We start from the raw sequence: 15,371 nt of genomic DNA, 5'->3' as shown, positions 1-15,371 counted from the left end.
CGCTCACACCACAGACCGCCAGGCTCACTCCACAAGCGGTGTCACAATCGGCGACTTTTAAGAGCACGTTTGGTCGATGACAGTCGAGCTCTGACACGTATGCGCAGGTCAGAGCCCTACAGGCCCGGGCGCGTCAGCCGATGGACAGCCTAAAAGTCGCCAATCGTGACACCAAGGCCCGCTGATGCCGCGGTCAAGGTCGGCGAGAGACCCAGGCCCTCATGCCGCCCTCAAGGTTGAGGAGCCGGCCGGGGTAGCCCGCAGCCTTCAGTGCCTCGATGGCGCGGGCCGAGCGCACCCCAGCGGCGCACACCACCACCGTCAGCCGGCCCGGGTCGAGCTCGTCCATCCGTGCCACGACCTCACGCAACGGAATGTGCAGCGCGCCCTCCATCGGCTCGAGCGCCACCTCGATGTCCTCACGCACATCCAGCAGCGCCGGCGGCACATCGCCCTCCAGGAGCCTCCTCAGCTCGGCTGCAGAGACACCCCCCACTCCTGCCCCCAAGGCCTCACCCCCGGAGCCGGGCTCCTGCGGCTGCGTGTCGGCCTTGGGAGTCCGGGGAATCACGCAGGCATCAGCCTCCGTGACCAGCCCGGTGATACTCGGGTTCTCACCGCACACCGGGCAGTCCGGGTTCTTCGCCACCGGAATCTCCCGCAGGTGCGCCCCCCAGGCGTCGAGCAACGCCAACCTGCCCAGCAGCGGCTGCCCGCCACCGATCACCAGCTTGAGCGCCTCAGCGGCCTGCATCGTCCCGATGATGCCGGGCAGCACCCCCAGCACCCCCGCCTCCGCGCAGGAGGGCACCGAACCTGCGGGCGGCGGGGCAGGATGCAAGCACCGGTAGCACGGGCCCCGGCGCGCATCGAAAACCCCCACCTGCCCGTTGAACCCCAGTACCGCCCCGTGCACCAGCGGCAGCCCCAGCATGACGGCGGCGTCATTGACCAGATACCGCGTGGGGAAGTTGTCCGTGCCGTCAATGACCACGTCCCAGCCGCCCAGAAGGCCCCGGGCGTTATCGGCCGTCAACCGCCTCCGGTGGGCAACGACCTCAACGTCAGGATTGAGCGCCCTGATCGCCTCGGCCGCCGAGTCCACCTTCGGACGCCCCACCGCGGCTGTGGCGTGGATGACCTGACGTTGCAGGTTGGACACGTCGACCTCGTCGTCGTCAATGAGCCCGATCGTCCCCACCCCGGCGGCCGCCAGGTACAGGGCCGCCGGCGCCCCGAGCCCACCGGCACCGATGAGCAGGACCCGGGACGCGCGGATGCGCTGCTGCCCCACGAGCCCCACCTGCGGCACGAGCGCATTGCGGTGGTAGCGCTCCAGCTCATCGCGGCTCAGCGGCCGCAGACGCTCCTCAGCAATCACCGATCCACAGACCCCATCGCGCTCGCTTCCCTCAACAGCGCTCACGTCGCCCTCCCTCATCTACACCCGGTCCTTCTCTCAACGTCTCAGTGCTGCAAGTCCTTAACCCCGGCGAGCCAGGATACGCACCTGCACCGCCTTGATGACGCAGCAGACCTCCCGGCCCTCGGTGATGCCGAGCTCGGCAACGGCACCCGCGGTGACCGCCGCCGACAGCCGCTGCCCCTCCTCGAGCTCCAGGCGCACACTCACCAGCGCCCCCGAGCGCTCCAGCCCCGTCACCCGGCCGGTCAGGACGTTGCGGGGACTGCCGTGCGGCGCCTGTCGGTAGAGGGCGACGGCGTCGGGCGGCACCAGCGCAATCCCCGGCGCTCCGGGGCGCAGCACCTCGTCGCGGTCGTCCCTGTGAACCTGCTCGCCGACATGCCCGTCAGCGGCGTCCTCCCGGGGGCGGCCATGAACGACCCGCCCCGACGGCAGCCGCAGCCCCGGAGCCTCGGCGGCGCCGTCAACGACCCCAGTGAGCACGGCCGTCCCCGTCAGGTGGGCGACGAAGTCCGAACGCGGCGCGGACAGGACCCGCGCCGTCGGCCCCTGCTCCACCACTCGGCCCCGGTCCAGGACGACGACGTCCTCGGCCAGCGCCGTCAGGTCCAGGACGTCATGGGTCACCAGCAGCAGTGTCAGCCCCTCCTCGGCGCATCGGCGTGCCACCAGGCGGCGCATCTCCTGGCGGGCGGTCACGTCCAGGGCGGCCATCGGCTCATCCAGGACCAGCAGGCGGGGCCCCGTCGCCAGCGCCCGGGCCAAGGCCACGCGGGCCGCCTGCCCTCCCGAGAGCGTTCCTCCCGGGCGGGAGGCCAGGTGTTCGGCCCCGACGGCAGCCAGTTCGGCTCTGGCCCGACGCGTCGCCTCCGCCTGGCTCACCCCCTGGCAGCGCAGCGCGAAGACCACGTTGCCCAGCACGGACATGTGGGTGAAGACGCCCGGCTCCTGGCTGAGCAGCGCCACCCGGCGCCGCCCCGCCCGCACGAAGCCCCCGGTGCCGTCCAGGACTCGCCCGCCGAGCACCACCTGACCGTTCTCGGCGTCCAGCAGGCCGGCCACCACAGAGCAGACCGTTGACTTGCCCGAGCCATTGGGACCGACGAGCGCCGTCGTGCGCCCCGCCTCCACCTCCAGGTCGACCACGACATCGCGCTGCGGCAGCTCGAAGGCGACGTGCAGGTCCTGGCCGCGCCCGATGCTCTCCTGGGGCGCCTTGGCGGACGCGGTACCCGCGGAAGAGGGCACGTCGCCGTCGGACTCCTCGTCAGAGGAGAGCTCGGACGGCGGGACGACCTCCTGCCCGCCCCGCTTCTGGCGAGCAGTCAGCAGTGCACCGATCAGACCGGACCAGTCCACGGTCGTGGCCCCGACGATGATGAACGACAACCCGATGAGCACCACTGCGAGGGCCAGGGCCGTGGCCGTGTCGCTCTCCTTCTCCAGGTAGATGGCCAGCGGCATGGTGCGGGTGACGCCCTCTCGGGAACCCGCGAAGGCAATGGTCGCCCCGAACTCTCCCAGGCTCCGGCCCAGAGCCAGAGCGGTGCCCCGGGCCATCGCAGGCGCCGCCAACGGCAGCGTGACCTGTGTCAGCACCCGCCAGGGCCCCGCCCCCAGTGTGCGAGCCGTGGTCTCGGCATGAGTGTCGCGGCTGCGCAATGCCGCCTCCAGAGTGACTACCAGGTAAGGCATGGCAACGAACACCTGAGCGAGCACGACGGCGGTCGTCGTGAAGGCGATCGGAGTATCCCACGCCTCCAGGTAGGCACCGAACACGCCCCGACGTCCGAAGGTCGCCAGCAGCGCGATACCGGCCACCACCGGCGGCATCGTCATCGGCAGAATCGCGAGAACCCGTGCGAACCTCACCCCCGGCCAGCTGCGGGACAGGAGCAGTGCCAGCGGTATGCCCAGTACCACGCAGACCAGCGTGGCAATCAAGCAGGTGCGGATCGAGAGCCACAGGGCGGCCTGCGCCGACGGCGTCGCCAACAGCTGGGGCAGCTGCCCCCAGGACACACGCGTCCCCATGCCCACCAGGGGCAGGACGATCGCGCAACCTCCCAGGATCGCCAGGGCGGTGACGAGCACCGGCAGGGGGGAACGAGCGGCCCGCCCACGCCCCAGGAGGGCGTGGGCGGGCCGCTGTGCTGACTGCTGCGCGAAGCGCTCAGTGGGGGACATCTGGTTCACAGAATCATGTGTACCAGGCCGGCGAGTCAGGCCTGTACTCCATCACGGAGCAGTCGTCTGCGCGGTGGGCTTGTTCGCCTCCGGGGCGGAGGACCCCTCAGCGGTCGCGGCCTGGGACGGGGCGGCGCTGGCCGCGGTACTGGCCGTAGCGGCGCCCCCGGCGCTGGGGCTCGCCCCGGCACTCGCACTAGTGGCGTCGCCGGGCTTCCCGAAGCCGTACTTGGCCAGGATGTCCTGACCGGACTTACTGGTGATGGCGTTGATGAAGACCTGAGCGGCCTCGGGGTTGGAGGGCTTGGCGGTCTGGGCGACCGGGTAGTGGTTCACGACGCCCTTGTTGTCGATGGTGATCTCATCGACCTTGTCCTTGGCGGCCACGGCATCAGTCTTGTAGACCACGCCCGCGTCGGCCTCACCGGACTCGACCTTGGTACGCACGTCCGTCACCTTCTGCTCCTCGGAGACCGGGTTGAGGGTGACGTTGTAGGCCTTGGCCAGCTCCTTGGCGGCATGGCCGCACGGGGCGGTATCCACGCAGACCACGAGCTTGGCGTTGTCGAGGGAGGAGTCGATGCCCTTGACGTTGGCGGGATTGCCCTTGGGGACGATGAGAGTCGGGACGTTGGTGGCGAACTCGGTGCGCTCACCGACCAGCTTCTGCTCCACGGCCTTATTCATGGTGGGCTCGTCGGCCGTGGCCAGGATGTCGGCCTCGTTGCCCTCGGACAGCGAGCTGACGAGGGTCTGGGAGCCCTGGAAGTCGAAGGTGACGTGGAGGCCGGGGTTGTCCTTCTCCAACTGGGTCCCGATCTCCGTGAAAGACGCCTTGAGGGAGGCGGCGGCCAGGACCTTGAGTTCGCCGGTGGCCTTCTGTGGGGCACTTGAGCCGCTTGCGGAGGCGGCGCTCGAAGCGGCGCCGGTGGAGCTGTTGGAGGCGGAGCCGCCGCAGGCGGCCAGAGAGACGGCGGAGAGCAGGCTGACGGCGGCGATGGCCGCGCGACGAGTGATACCCATACGTTGTCCTTTCGGGGTAGGGCAGCCGGGATCAGGCGCCCTGAGAAGGGGTGACGTCGTTGGTTCCTTGGTTGCCGGTGCCCTGGGTCCGCACCGGGGTCCAGCCGCGTGAGGTCTGAGCGGTGGAGGTGGCCCCCTCACGCGAACGGTAGACCACATAGGGGCGGGTCACGTAGCCCACGGGCGCGGAGACCACGTGGACCAGGCGGGTGAAGGGCCAGATCGCCAGGAGCAGGAAGCCCGCGATGACGTGGAGCTTGAAGGAGACCGGCACGTCGGCCATGAGCTCGGGGCGCGGCTGGAGCACCAGTACCGAGCGCAGCCAGGGGCTGATCGTCTCGCGGTAGTCGTAGCCGTGGGCGTCGGCGAGCTGGTTGAGGACCGTGGCCGCCGAGCCCAGCAGGATCGGCACGATGAGGAAGCAGTACATGACCAGGTCGTTGCGGGTGGTGGCCAGGCGCACGCTCTTGACGACGATGCGCCGGTAGATCAGCCCGACCAGGCCCACGATCGTCAGGATGGCCGCCAAGGTTCCCAGGTAGGTGGCGCCCAGGTGGTACATGTGCTGGGAGACGCCCAGCATCTCGGTGACGTCCTTGGGCACCAGCAGCCCGACGACGTGACCGCCCATCACCATGAGGAAGCCCAGGTGGAACAGGGGGGAGGCCAGGCGCAGGATGCGGGACTCGTTCCACTGCGAGGAGCGGGAGGTCCAGCCGAACTGGTCGGTGCGCCACCGCCAGATCATGCCTGCCACCAGCAGCACCAGGCTGGCGTAGGGCAGGGCCACCCACATGAGGTTCTGCTGAATCGGGCTCATGTCATGCTCTCCTGGCTGCTCGTGAAGGGGGAAGGATCGGCGACTGGTGCCGAGCCCGGCACGGCGGGTGCACCGGACAGGCTCGGGTTGCGCACGGGAATGGTCGGGAAGGGCAGGGTATTGGTGACACCGACGGTCTCGGTGGGTGGTCCGGCCGCCACGAGGGCGCGCACGCGCTCGGCGGTGGCCTCGTCGATCTGCGGCAGAGTCATCGAGACGGCCTCCACCAGCCCCGCGTAGGGGGAGGCGGCGTCGGCCAGGGCGCTGCGCAGCACCTCGATGCCCTCGCGGTGGGAGGACAGGAGCGCACTGGCCACCTCGTCGCCGCTGCGCGCGGACAGCTCGAGGACCACCGGCAGGTAGTCGGGCAGCTCGTCGGCAGCCATCTCGTAGCCGGCCGCCGCCAGCGCCTGCTTGAAGGCCAGCAGCGCGGCGCCCCGGTGCCGGGTGTCGCCCACCGTGTAGTACGTCAGGTACAGGCAACAGCGCCGACGGCGGTCGAAGACCTCCACGTAGTGCTCGGCCATGGCCCGCTCGCCGCGGCGCCGCGCCTGAGCGATGAACTCCTCCAGGAGGACGGCCACCTCCGCCGGCAGTGTGGCCAGCTCGGCCTCGACGGCGTTCAGGCGCGTCTCCAGAGTCCCCTCGGCCGGGTAGTCCAGCAGCAGCGAGGCCGCCATGTGCACGGTGGCTCGCTGGGAGGGTGTCAGCTGCACCTCGGCGGGTTTCTCAAGAACCCGGGGGGCGCGGACGAAGGAGACCATCTCAGAGGTCCCTGGGGGCTGCGACCGCGGGGCCGGTCGAGGAGTCGGCCGCCGGGGCCTGACCCACCGGCTCAGGAACACCGACCTGCGGCATGCCCGGGCCGGCGGCCGGCACCGGCTCGCGGCGCACGGTCGGCAGTGGCAGGCTCACCGGGCCGCCGTTCATGGCGCCGCCGCCCTGGCCGTGGAAGGAGGCGACGTCGGGGTGGCAGCCGGCCGGGGCCCCCTCACCCAGAAGGGTCATGACGTCGTTGCCCATGGACTCCATGCCGCGGGGGACCTCGGGCTTGGCGGTGGGGATGACGTAGCGGTCGTCGTACTTGGCGATGGCCAGCAGGCGGTACATGGCCTCCAGCTTCTTGCCGTCCAGGCCCACGGCGGCGGCGATGGCCGGGTCGGGCTCGCGGCCCAGGCGCACGTCGCGCATGTGGGAGCGCATCGCGGCCAGGCGCCGCAGCACGAGCTCGACCGTGTTGGTGTCACCGGCCGTGAACAGGCCCGCCAGGTACTCCAGCGGAATGCGCATGTCGGAGACGGCCGTGAGCAGCACCTTGTAGTTCTCACCGTCCAGGCCTGCGGCCGCGACCTCGTCGACGACCGGGGAGAGCGGCGGGATGTACCAGACCATCGGCATGGTGCGGTACTCGGGGTGCAGGGGCAGGGCCACCTCGTAGGTGTCGATGAGGTCCCAGATGGGGGAGGCCTGAGCCGCCTCGATCCAGTTGTCCGGCACGCCCTCGGCGCGCGCGCCCGCCACGACCTCCGGGTCGTGGGGGTTGAGGAGGATCTCGCGCTGGGCCATGTACAGGTCCTGCGGGTCCTTGACGGCGGCGGCCTGCGAGACGCGATCGGCGTCGTAGAGGAGGACGCCCAGGTAGCGCAGGCGGCCCACGCAGGTCTCCGAGCACACGGTGGGCTGGCCGATCTCCAGGCGCGGGTAGCACAGGGTGCACTTCTCGGCCTTGCCGGTGGCGTGGTTGAAGTAGACCTTCTTGTAAGGGCAGGAGGACACACACATGCGCCAGCCGCGGCAGGCGTCCTGGTCCACCAGGACGATGCCGTCCTCGGTGCGCTTGTACATGGCGCCCGACGGGCAGGCGGACACGCAGGTGGGGTTGAGGCAGTGCTCGCAGATGCGAGGCAGGTAGAACATGAAGGCCGACTCGATGTCGGTGCGCACCTTCGTGCTCATCGCCTCGATGATCGGGTCCTGCTGGAGGGTCTCCATGGAGCCGCCCAGGTCGTCATCCCAGTTGGGACCCCACTTGATGGTGGGCATGTACTCGCCGGTCAGCTGGCTCTTGGCGCGCGCCACCGGAATCGCCGGGGAGTCCTTGGGGGCCGAGAGCAGCTTGTCGTACTCGTAGGTCCACGGCTCGTAGTAGTCCTCGACCGTGGGCATCTCCGGGTTGGCGAAGATGTTGACCAATCGGCGCAGGCGCCCGCCCGAGCGGGGCCGCAGGCGACCCGAGGCCGTGCGCTCCCAGCCGCCGCGCCAGGTGTCCTGGTCCTCCCAACCCTTGGGATAGCCGACACCAGGGCGGGTCTCGACGTTGTTGAACCACATGTACTCGGTGCCCTCGCGGTTGGTCCAGGCCTGCTTGCAGGTCACTGAACAGGTGTGGCAGCCGATGCACTTGTCGAGGTTCATCACCATTGCGATCTGGGCCATGACCTTCATCAGAAAGTCACCTCCTGGTTGCTGCGGCGACGGATAAGCGTGACCTCGTCGCGGTTGTTGCCCGTGGGGCCGATGTAGTTGAAGGCGTAGGACAGCTGCCCGTAGCCGCCTGCGAAGTGGCTGGGCTTGAGCACGATCCGGGTCAGGGAGTTGTGCGTCCCGCCTCGCCTGCCGCTGGTCTCAGTCAGCGGGGTGTTCATGGTGCGCTCCTGGGCGTGGTGCATGAAGACCATGCCCTCGGGGATGCGGTGGGAGACGATGGCGCGCGCCGCCACGATGCCGTTGCGGTTGTAGGCCTCAACCCACTCGTTATCCTTGACGCCGATCTTGTCGGCGTCCTGGGGGCTCATCCAGATGGTCTGACCCCCGCGTCCCAGCGTGAGCATGTGCAGGTTGTCGAAGTACTGCGAGTGGATCGCCCACTTGTTGTGCGCGGTGATGTAGCGCACCGCGACCTCCGCCGTGCCCGCCTGGCTCGTGGACACCGAGCCCGGTGCGGCCTCCCCGTACAGGGCGTGGAAGTCCAGTGGCGGCCGGAAGACCGGCAGGGACTCGCCCATGTCTCGCATCCAGTCGTGGTCGAGGTAGTAGTGCATGCGCCCGGTCAGGGTGTGCCAGGGCTTGGCGTGCTCCACGTTGACCACGAAGGCCGAGTAGCGCCGTCCGCCGTGCTCGGAGCCGGACCACTCCGGGGAGGTGATGACTCCCTGGGGCTTGACCTGGGTGTCGGCGAAGGAGATGTGCTTGCCTGCCTCCTCCTCGCTGAGCTCGACCAACGTGGTGCCGGTGCGCTTGGACAGCGTGTCCCAGCCCTCGGTGGCGATGCGCCCGTTGGTGGTGCCCGACAGTGTGAAGATGGCGTCGGCGGCGCGGATGTCGGTGTCGAGCAGCGGCCGGCCGGCGGCCACGCCGTCGGAGGAGACCCCGTGGTTGCGGGCCAGGCGCTCCACCTCCGGACCCGGCTTGAGCATGATGCCCTTGCAGGGCAGCCCCAGCTTCTCGGCCAGGGGGCCCAGGGCATCGAACTTGGCCCGGATCTGGGTGTAGTCGCGCTCGGTGGGCACCAGCTTGGGCATCGTCACTCCCGGCACCCACTCCTGGGGCAGGGAGGACACGTCACCGTGCGCCATCGTCAGGGCGTCGGGGGTGTCGTGCGTCAGGGGCGCGGCGACGACGTCGGTCTGGGTGCCCAGGTAGCGCGGCGCCCAGGCGGAGATGAGCCCGGCCAGGGTCTGGAAGACCTGGAAGTCGGTGCGCGCCTCCCAGGGTGGGTCGATGGCCGCGTTGAAGGAGTGCACGAAGGGGTGCATGTCGGTCGAGGAGATGTCGTGCTTCTCGTACCAGGTGGCCGCCGGCAGGACGACGTCGGAGTGCAGGGTGGTGGAGGTGTTGCGGAAGTCCGCGGTCCACATGAGGTCGAGCTTGCCCACGGGGGCCTCGTCGCGCCAGGTCACCGAGGCGGGCCGCTGCTCGGCCGGGGTCTCGACGGCGTTGACGTCGTTATCCGCACCCACCATGTGGCGCAGGAAGAACTCCGTGCCCTTGGCCGAGCTGCCCAGCAGGTTCGTGCGCCACGAGCACAGGATGCGCGGGAAGTTCTCGGGGGCGTCGGGGTCCTCGCAGGCGAAGCGCAGCTCACCGGAGCGCAGCTGCTCAACGATGTAGTCCTTGGGGTCCATGCCCGCCTCGGCGGCCTGCTGTCCCAGGAGCAGCGGGCTGCGGTTGAAGGTCGGGTAGGACGGCGTCCACCCGCGCTTCATGGCCTCGACCATGGCGTCGGTCGTGGTCTTGCCCGCCAGGGTACCGGACCCCAGCGGGGAGGCCAGGCGCTCGGCGGAGGTGGTGTCGTAGCGCCACTGGTCGGTGGTGAGGTACCAGAAGCCCGTGGAGATCATCTGCCGGGCCGGGCGGTGCCAGTCCAGGGCGAAGGCGTACTGCTGGAAGCCGCTGAGCGGGCGGACCTTCTCCTGACCCACGTAATGGGCCCAGCCGCCGCCGTTGACGCCCTGGGTGGCGCACATCGAGGTCAGCGCCAGGATCGTCCGGTAGATCTGGTCGGCGTGGTAGTAGTGGTTGATGCCCGCGCCCATGACGATCTGGGAGCGGCCGCCGGACTCCACGGCGTTGAGTGCGAAGTCGCGCGCCACCTGGATGATGGCGGGGCCGGGAACGCCGGTGATCTCGCTGGCCCAGGCGGGAGTGCCCGGGACGGTGGCGTCCTGGTAGTCCGCGGGCCACTCGCCCGGCATGGACGGGCGCTCGACGGCGTACTGGGCCAGGAGCAGGTCGTAGACGGTGGTGACCATGCGGTCCCCGATGCGGGTGACCGGCACGCCGCGGCGCACGACGCCACCGCCCACGGAGCCCTCGGGGGTGGATGAGCCGGGCAGGTCGAAGCGGGGCAGGAGCACCTCGGCGGCCTGAACCTGGGGGCCCTGGCCGTGCAGGTCCAGGATGCTCATGACCGGGTCGACACCCTCCATGAGCAGGTTCCACTTGCCCTCACCCTCGGGGGTGAAGCGGTCGGCCAGGGTGCCGCCGGGGTCGGCCGGGCCCCGCTCGCGGTCCCACACGAGGGGGCGGAACTCGTTCTTCGGGGCGCCGGTGGCTACGCCGTTGACGTCGGAGGCCGTCACGAAGCGCCCGGGCACGTATCCGGTGCCGTCGGGGGAGGGGTCCAGACTGATGAGGAAGGGGGAGTCGGTGTGACGGCGCATGTAGTCCAGGAAGAAGGACTCCTCGCGCTTGACGTGGAACTCCGAGAGGATGACGTGACCCATTGCCTGGGCCAGGGCGCCGTCGGTGCCCGGGGCCACGCGCAGCCACTGGTCGGCGAACTTGGTGTTGTCGGCGTAGTCGGGGGAGACGGCCACGACCTTCTGCCCGTGGTAGCGGGCCTCGGTCATGAAGTGGGCGTCCGGGGTGCGGGTCAGCGGCAGGTTGGAGCCCCACATCATGAGGTACTGGGCGTTGTACCAGTCGCCGGCCTCGGGGACGTCGGTCTGGTCCCCGAAGACCTGGGGTGAGGCCGGCGGCAGGTCGGCGTACCAGTCGTAGAAGGAGAGCATCGTGCCGCCGATGAGCTCGTGGAGGCGGCCGCCGGCTCCGTAGGAGACCTGGGACATGGCCGGGATGACGCTGAAGCCGGCGATCCGGTCCGGACCCCAGGCGCGGATGGTGTGGACGTAGGCGGCCGCGACGATCTCCATGGCCTCGTCCCAGCCCACGCGGACCATGCCGCCCTTGCCTCGGGCGGACTTGTATGCCTTGGCGGTGGCGGGGTCACCGGTGACCTGCGCCCAGGCGGCGACCGGGTCGCCGTCGTTGTCGGCCTTCGCGGCGCGGAAGGCATCCAGCAGGACCGAGCGCACGTAGGGGTAACGGATGCGCGTGGGGGAGTAGGTGTACCAGGAGAAGGCCGCGCCACGCGGGCAGCCGCGGGGCTCGTACTCGGGCATGTCCGGCCCCGTGGTGGGGTAGTCGGTGATCTGCTTCTCCCAGGTGATGATGCCGTCGGAGACGTAGACCTCCCAGGCGCACGACCCGGTGCAGTTGACCCCGTGGGTGGAGTGGACCATCTTGTCGTGGCTCCACCGGTGGCGGTAGAAGGTGTCGGCCTCGCGCCCTCCGGTGAGGAACAGGCGGCGGGCGTCGGCAGAGGCTTGTCCTCGACGCAGGTACGAGCCCAGCGTGAGCAGTCCGGGTGCGTTCTCGACCTGCTGGTCGGGTCCAGGAACGATCCCGGGGCCGGTGGTCTGGGAGCCGGTGGTGCTCATCAATGGTCCTTCGGTCCGTAAAGCTGATGGTTGTTGCGGTGGTTGGTGACGAATGGTGGCCAGGAGCCCGTGGGCGTGGGCCCTGAGTGGCTCCGGCTGCTCCCGGCGGACGCGACCACGATGCTGGTCGCGTCCGCCGTCGAGCTGGTCAGTCGGTTGCGGATGGTGGCCCCGGCGGGGTGATCCCGACCGGGGCCGGAGGGGCGGATCAGCCCGGACGCTTGGCGCCCGGCTTGGCGTAGCGGACCCAGCAGATGACGGCGCACAGGACGCAGAAGACGGCGCAGCTGTAGAAGAAGACGTGCGTCGGCATGAGGGTCAGGGCGATGCCGACCAGGAAGGGGCCGAGGGAGGCCACGGCGGCGGTGAAGCCGATGGCGCCGCCGGCCTGGCGCTTGGGCATGATCATCGGCATCTGCTTGAAGGTCGAGGCGTTACCGACGCCGGCGAAGAAGAACATCGCCAGCAGCGCCACCATGAAGATGGTGAAGTCGGCCGGGTCGTCCGCGGCGGCCACCAGGTAGCCGCACCAGGCCATCGTGATGGCCATACCGATGGCGGAGACGAAGGTCCAAATGGCTCCGCCGAAGCGGTCGCACAAAGGGCCCCAGGCGAAGCGCAGGAAGGAGCCGATGAGGGTGCCGATGAAGGCGTAGGAGGCTCCCTGGGGCAGGTCGCCCTTGGCAAAGTGGTCGGCCAGGTCGGAGGCGGCGCCGTAGTTGTTGTTGATGATGTTGGCGGTCTGGGCGGCGAAGCCTGAGAAGACGCCGAAGGTCATGATGTACAGGACCGTCATGAGCCAGGTGTCCAGGTTGCCGAAGATGTCCATCTGCTCCTTGATGTTGGCCTTGAGCGGGACGTCCTTGATGTAACGGAAGGTCAGGAAGGCCGCGATGAGGGACCAGGGCAGGAAGAAGACGGTGGCGTTGACGACCAAGGGGGCGCCCTCGTGGTGGGGGGCGACCCAGGTCAGCCCGAACAGGCTGATGCTCATGAGGAAGGGGGCGGCGAGCTGGATGATGCTCATGCCCATGTTGCCCAGGCCTCCCTGCAGGCCCAGGGCGGTGCCGGCCAGACGCTTGGGGAAGTAGAAGCCGGTCGAGGGCATGTAGCCGGAGAAGGTGGCGGCCCCGATACCGCAGGCGAAGGACAGGGCGAGCAGGACACCGAAGGAGGTGTTGTGGTTCTGCACCGCGACGAACCAGCCGAGCATCGGCAGGATGTAGAGCAGCGAGGACCAGCCGATCATCTTGCGGGCGCCGATGGTGGCGGGCAGGAACATGTAGATCAGGCGCAGGGCGGCGCAGGACAGGCCCGGCATCGAGGTGATCCAGTAGATCTGGTTCTTGGTCAGGTGGAAGCCGATGTCGTTGAGCCTGGGGGCCACCGCGCTGGGCAGAAACCAGACGGTGAAGCCGAGCATGAGGGAGAAGGTGGTGATGGCCAGGGTGGTCCAGGCGATCTTCGCGGACCAGTTCTCCGGCTCCTCGGGGTTCCAGCCTGTGAGGACACGACCGGAGGTGTCGAGCGTGGACATAGGGCTCCTGCTGTTGTGGGGCTCGGTCCGCTGGGCGACAGCGCCCTGGACCTGAGACTGTTTGGAGAGAGTCGGTGAAAGCCTGCGGACTCACACCGCGCTCAATGATGCAATGAACTGGTCAGATCTTCATGCAAGGGACGAATGTCTGAGCAATACGAGGCGAAACCGACATCTCAGAGGTGACTAAGGGCGGTGAATTAGGTTCATTATTAGTTGCCTAATTGAGGTTGCCGGTTGGATCGGGACGTGTTGCCCTTGAAACTCCGGGTGGGAGACGGAGGAGTCGCGCGGGGTGTATGCGGACTACGGTGGGTCCATGAGTGAGACCCCCATCGTCCAGAAGGGCCTGGCGGCCCTGCCCGAGCCCGTCAAGGGCGCCGTCATCACCGTCTCCGACCGCTGCGTCAGCGGTGAGAGAGAGGACCTCTCCGGCCCGCTGGCCCAGCGCCTCCTGGCTGAGCACGACGTCGTCGTCGAGAAGGTGGACCTCGTGCCCGACGGTGTTGAGCCGGTGCGTGAGGCGATCAGGCGGGCGGTGGCCGGCGGCGCCCGGGTGGTCCTGACCACCGGCGGTACCGGGGTGACCCCTCGGGACCTCACCCCGGAGGCGACGGCACCACTGCTGGAGACCCGCATCGAGGGCATCGAGGCGCAGATCCGCGCCCACGGGCTGACCAAGACACCGCTGGCGGGACTGTCCCGCGGGCTGGTAGGCGTGACCTCTCGCGGCGACGACGGCGCCCTGGTCGTCAACGCCCCCGGCTCACGCGGCGGGGTCAAGGACACCGTCGCCGTCGTCGGCCCCCTGGTGCCCCATGTCCTGGAGCAGCTCGGCGGCGGCGACCACTGAGCACGCTCGAGCACTACTGAGCGATTCGGATTGAGCCGGGCTGCTACTCGGAGCGGCCCGAGTCCCAGGAATGGACCTCGGCCCAGGTGTCCAGATCCCGCACGACATCGCGAGCCGTGGGGATGGCCCTGACGCGGAGCGTCCCGAGGGCCCGGCGCACAGCCGTGTCCCGCAGAGGCGCGCCGTCCGGGGCGACGGCCGCGGCCAGTGCTCGGCGACGGTAGAGGCCCAGCAGGTACTGGGTGTGCTCGCCGTCGCGGGCGCAGACGCCGTCCAGCTCCGGCCCGGCCTGCGCCAGCGCCCGGTGCAGGGCCGGCAGCGCCCTCCAGGACAAGGGCGCGTCGCAGGTGAGAATCCCGGTGAGTCCCGCAACCGGGGCGCTCCGTCCTAGGACATCCAGCCCGGCTCCGATCCCGGCGACGGGTCCTCCCAGGGGAGGGTCCTCCAGCGCCCGTAGGACGCCTCCGGGCAGAGCGACCTCTGCCGGGGCGACAACGCACACGCGCCCGAGCGGAAGGCCCTGTTCGCGAAGCTGCTCCAGGCCGGCCAGCACGTGGTCGAGCAGGCGCAGTCCCCGGGCGACGACGTCGGGCTTGGAGGCTCCGTCCAACCGAGCGCCGGTCCCGCCGGCCAGCACGACGACGTCGGCGACCTCGGCCGCATCCGTGGTGCTCATGATGGCGCCGACCGTCTGCTCAGGCGGCGTCACCGCGGTCACCGCGGTCACCGCGGTCACCGCGCACCCAGTCCCCTGAGCGTCCCCCGGACTTGGCGACCACCTTGGCCTCTCTCAGCTCGACGCCCCGGTCCACTCCCTTGACCATGTCGACGATCGCCAGTCCCGCCACGGTGGCGGCAGTGAGGGCCTCCATCTCCACGCCCGTGCGGTCGGCCGTGCGCACCGTGGTCTCAATGTGCACGCCGCCGTCGACGATCTCCAGGTCCACGCGCGCCCCGTGTACGCCGATGACATGCGCCAGGGGGAGGAGCTCGGGGACCTTCTTCGTTGCCGCGATCCCGGCCACGCGGGCCACGGCGAGCACGTCGCCCTTGGGGACAGAGCCGCCGCGCAGGGCGTCGACGATCGCCTCCGAGCAGGCCACGAAGGCGGTGGCGCGGGCCTCGCGCACGGTCGGGGTCTTGGCGGTGACATCCACCATGTAGGCGGCGCCCGCCTCGTCCAGGTGGGTGAGGGTGATCTCGGGGCGGGTCGTCATAGGGGCTCCTTCACTGGGGGTGGGATCGTGCGTCGTGGATGTGGCTCGTCGCTTGCACCGGTGGCCTTCAGGGGCGGCCGGCGGGCG

Annotated in this window: 11 protein-coding genes; 1 reads left to right on the top strand and 10 read right to left on the bottom strand. The window is 69.6% G+C overall.

Translation table 11 applies throughout. From position 1 onward, the window contains the following. Nucleotides 1–193: 193 nt before the first annotated feature. From moeB to AB7V09_RS05960, 8 genes are all read right to left on the bottom strand, one after another. Complete coding sequence (gene moeB, locus AB7V09_RS05995) at nt 194–1,441, bottom strand: molybdopterin-synthase adenylyltransferase MoeB (RefSeq protein WP_419143218.1); 1,248 nt, start codon at nt 1,439–1,441, stop codon at nt 194–196. A gap of 42 nt (nt 1,442–1,483) precedes the next feature. Further along, nucleotides 1,484–3,622 (bottom strand): ABC transporter permease, encoded by a 2,139-nt coding sequence (locus AB7V09_RS05990; protein ID WP_419143217.1) that lies wholly within the window; start codon nt 3,620–3,622, stop codon nt 1,484–1,486. Between the two features lie 42 nt (nt 3,623–3,664). Further along, a complete protein-coding gene (modA, locus tag AB7V09_RS05985; protein ID WP_419143216.1) occupies nt 3,665–4,636 on the bottom strand; it encodes a molybdate ABC transporter substrate-binding protein in 972 nt (323 codons plus the stop codon). A 31-nt stretch (nt 4,637–4,667) separates the two neighbouring features. Continuing rightward, nucleotides 4,668–5,456 carry a respiratory nitrate reductase subunit gamma gene (narI, locus tag AB7V09_RS05980; protein WP_419143215.1) on the bottom strand — a complete coding sequence of 263 codons (789 nt, stop codon included), beginning with the start codon at nt 5,454–5,456 and terminating at the stop codon, nt 4,668–4,670. Next, the gene (narJ, locus tag AB7V09_RS05975) at nt 5,453–6,220 is read right to left on the bottom strand and encodes a nitrate reductase molybdenum cofactor assembly chaperone (protein WP_314156806.1); all 768 of its coding nucleotides are present in this window, start codon (nt 6,218–6,220) and stop codon (nt 5,453–5,455) included. The genes narI and narJ overlap by 4 nt, the downstream gene beginning before the upstream one ends. Nucleotide 6,221: 1 nt before the next feature. Then, entirely contained in the window at nt 6,222–7,901 is a 1,680-nt protein-coding gene (gene narH / locus AB7V09_RS05970) for a nitrate reductase subunit beta (RefSeq protein ID WP_060957523.1), read from the bottom strand. Then, nucleotides 7,901–11,677, bottom strand: a complete 3,777-nt coding sequence (locus AB7V09_RS05965; RefSeq protein WP_419143214.1) for a nitrate reductase subunit alpha — start codon at nt 11,675–11,677, stop codon at nt 7,901–7,903. The genes narH and AB7V09_RS05965 overlap by 1 nt, the downstream gene beginning before the upstream one ends. Before the next feature lie 208 nt (nt 11,678–11,885). Then, nucleotides 11,886–13,214 carry an MFS transporter gene (locus AB7V09_RS05960; RefSeq protein ID WP_419143213.1) on the bottom strand — a complete coding sequence of 443 codons (1,329 nt, stop codon included), beginning with the start codon at nt 13,212–13,214 and terminating at the stop codon, nt 11,886–11,888. A gap of 319 nt (nt 13,215–13,533) precedes the next feature. Between AB7V09_RS05960 and AB7V09_RS05955 the strand changes: the two genes are divergently transcribed. After that, a complete protein-coding gene (locus tag AB7V09_RS05955; RefSeq protein ID WP_043538155.1) occupies nt 13,534–14,067 on the top strand; it encodes a MogA/MoaB family molybdenum cofactor biosynthesis protein in 534 nt (177 codons plus the stop codon). A 43-nt stretch (nt 14,068–14,110) separates the two neighbouring features. On the opposite strand, the gene mobA is transcribed toward AB7V09_RS05955, so the two are convergent. Then, a complete protein-coding gene (gene mobA, locus AB7V09_RS05950) occupies nt 14,111–14,743 on the bottom strand; it encodes a molybdenum cofactor guanylyltransferase (RefSeq protein ID WP_419143276.1) in 633 nt (210 codons plus the stop codon). 19 nt (nt 14,744–14,762) lie between these two features. After that, nucleotides 14,763–15,284: a cyclic pyranopterin monophosphate synthase MoaC gene (gene moaC, locus AB7V09_RS05945; RefSeq protein ID WP_419143212.1), complete on the bottom strand. Its 522-nt coding sequence runs from the start codon at nt 15,282–15,284 to the stop codon at nt 14,763–14,765. Between the last annotated feature and the right edge of the window lie 87 nt (nt 15,285–15,371).

The organism is Actinomyces sp. SKVG-SVH-4(1) (assembly GCF_048514265.1).
Lineage (GTDB): Bacteria > Actinomycetota > Actinomycetes > Actinomycetales > Actinomycetaceae > Actinomyces > Actinomyces oris.
The sequence above is the reverse complement of the archived record's forward strand: the minus strand, read 5'-3'. Positions and strand labels throughout refer to the sequence as shown.

Excerpts from the sequence above, each read along its gene's own strand:
- moeB (WP_419143218.1), bottom strand. The coding sequence starts at position 1,441 with ATGAGGGAGGGCGACGTGAGCGCTGTTGAGGGAAGCGAGCGCGATGGG.
- modA (WP_419143216.1), bottom strand. The coding sequence starts at position 4,636 with ATGGGTATCACTCGTCGCGCGGCCATCGCCGCCGTCAGCCTGCTCTCC.
- narI (WP_419143215.1), bottom strand. The coding sequence starts at position 5,456 with ATGAGCCCGATTCAGCAGAACCTCATGTGGGTGGCCCTGCCCTACGCC.
- narJ (WP_314156806.1), bottom strand. The coding sequence starts at position 6,220 with ATGGTCTCCTTCGTCCGCGCCCCCCGGGTTCTTGAGAAACCCGCCGAG.
- narH (WP_060957523.1), bottom strand. The coding sequence starts at position 7,901 with ATGAAGGTCATGGCCCAGATCGCAATGGTGATGAACCTCGACAAGTGC.
- AB7V09_RS05965 (WP_419143214.1), bottom strand. The coding sequence starts at position 11,677 with ATGAGCACCACCGGCTCCCAGACCACCGGCCCCGGGATCGTTCCTGGA.
- AB7V09_RS05960 (WP_419143213.1), bottom strand. The coding sequence starts at position 13,214 with ATGTCCACGCTCGACACCTCCGGTCGTGTCCTCACAGGCTGGAACCCC.
- AB7V09_RS05955 (WP_043538155.1), top strand. The coding sequence starts at position 13,534 with ATGAGTGAGACCCCCATCGTCCAGAAGGGCCTGGCGGCCCTGCCCGAG.
- mobA (WP_419143276.1), bottom strand. The coding sequence starts at position 14,743 with ATGAGCACCACGGATGCGGCCGAGGTCGCCGACGTCGTCGTGCTGGCC.
- moaC (WP_419143212.1), bottom strand. The coding sequence starts at position 15,284 with ATGACGACCCGCCCCGAGATCACCCTCACCCACCTGGACGAGGCGGGC.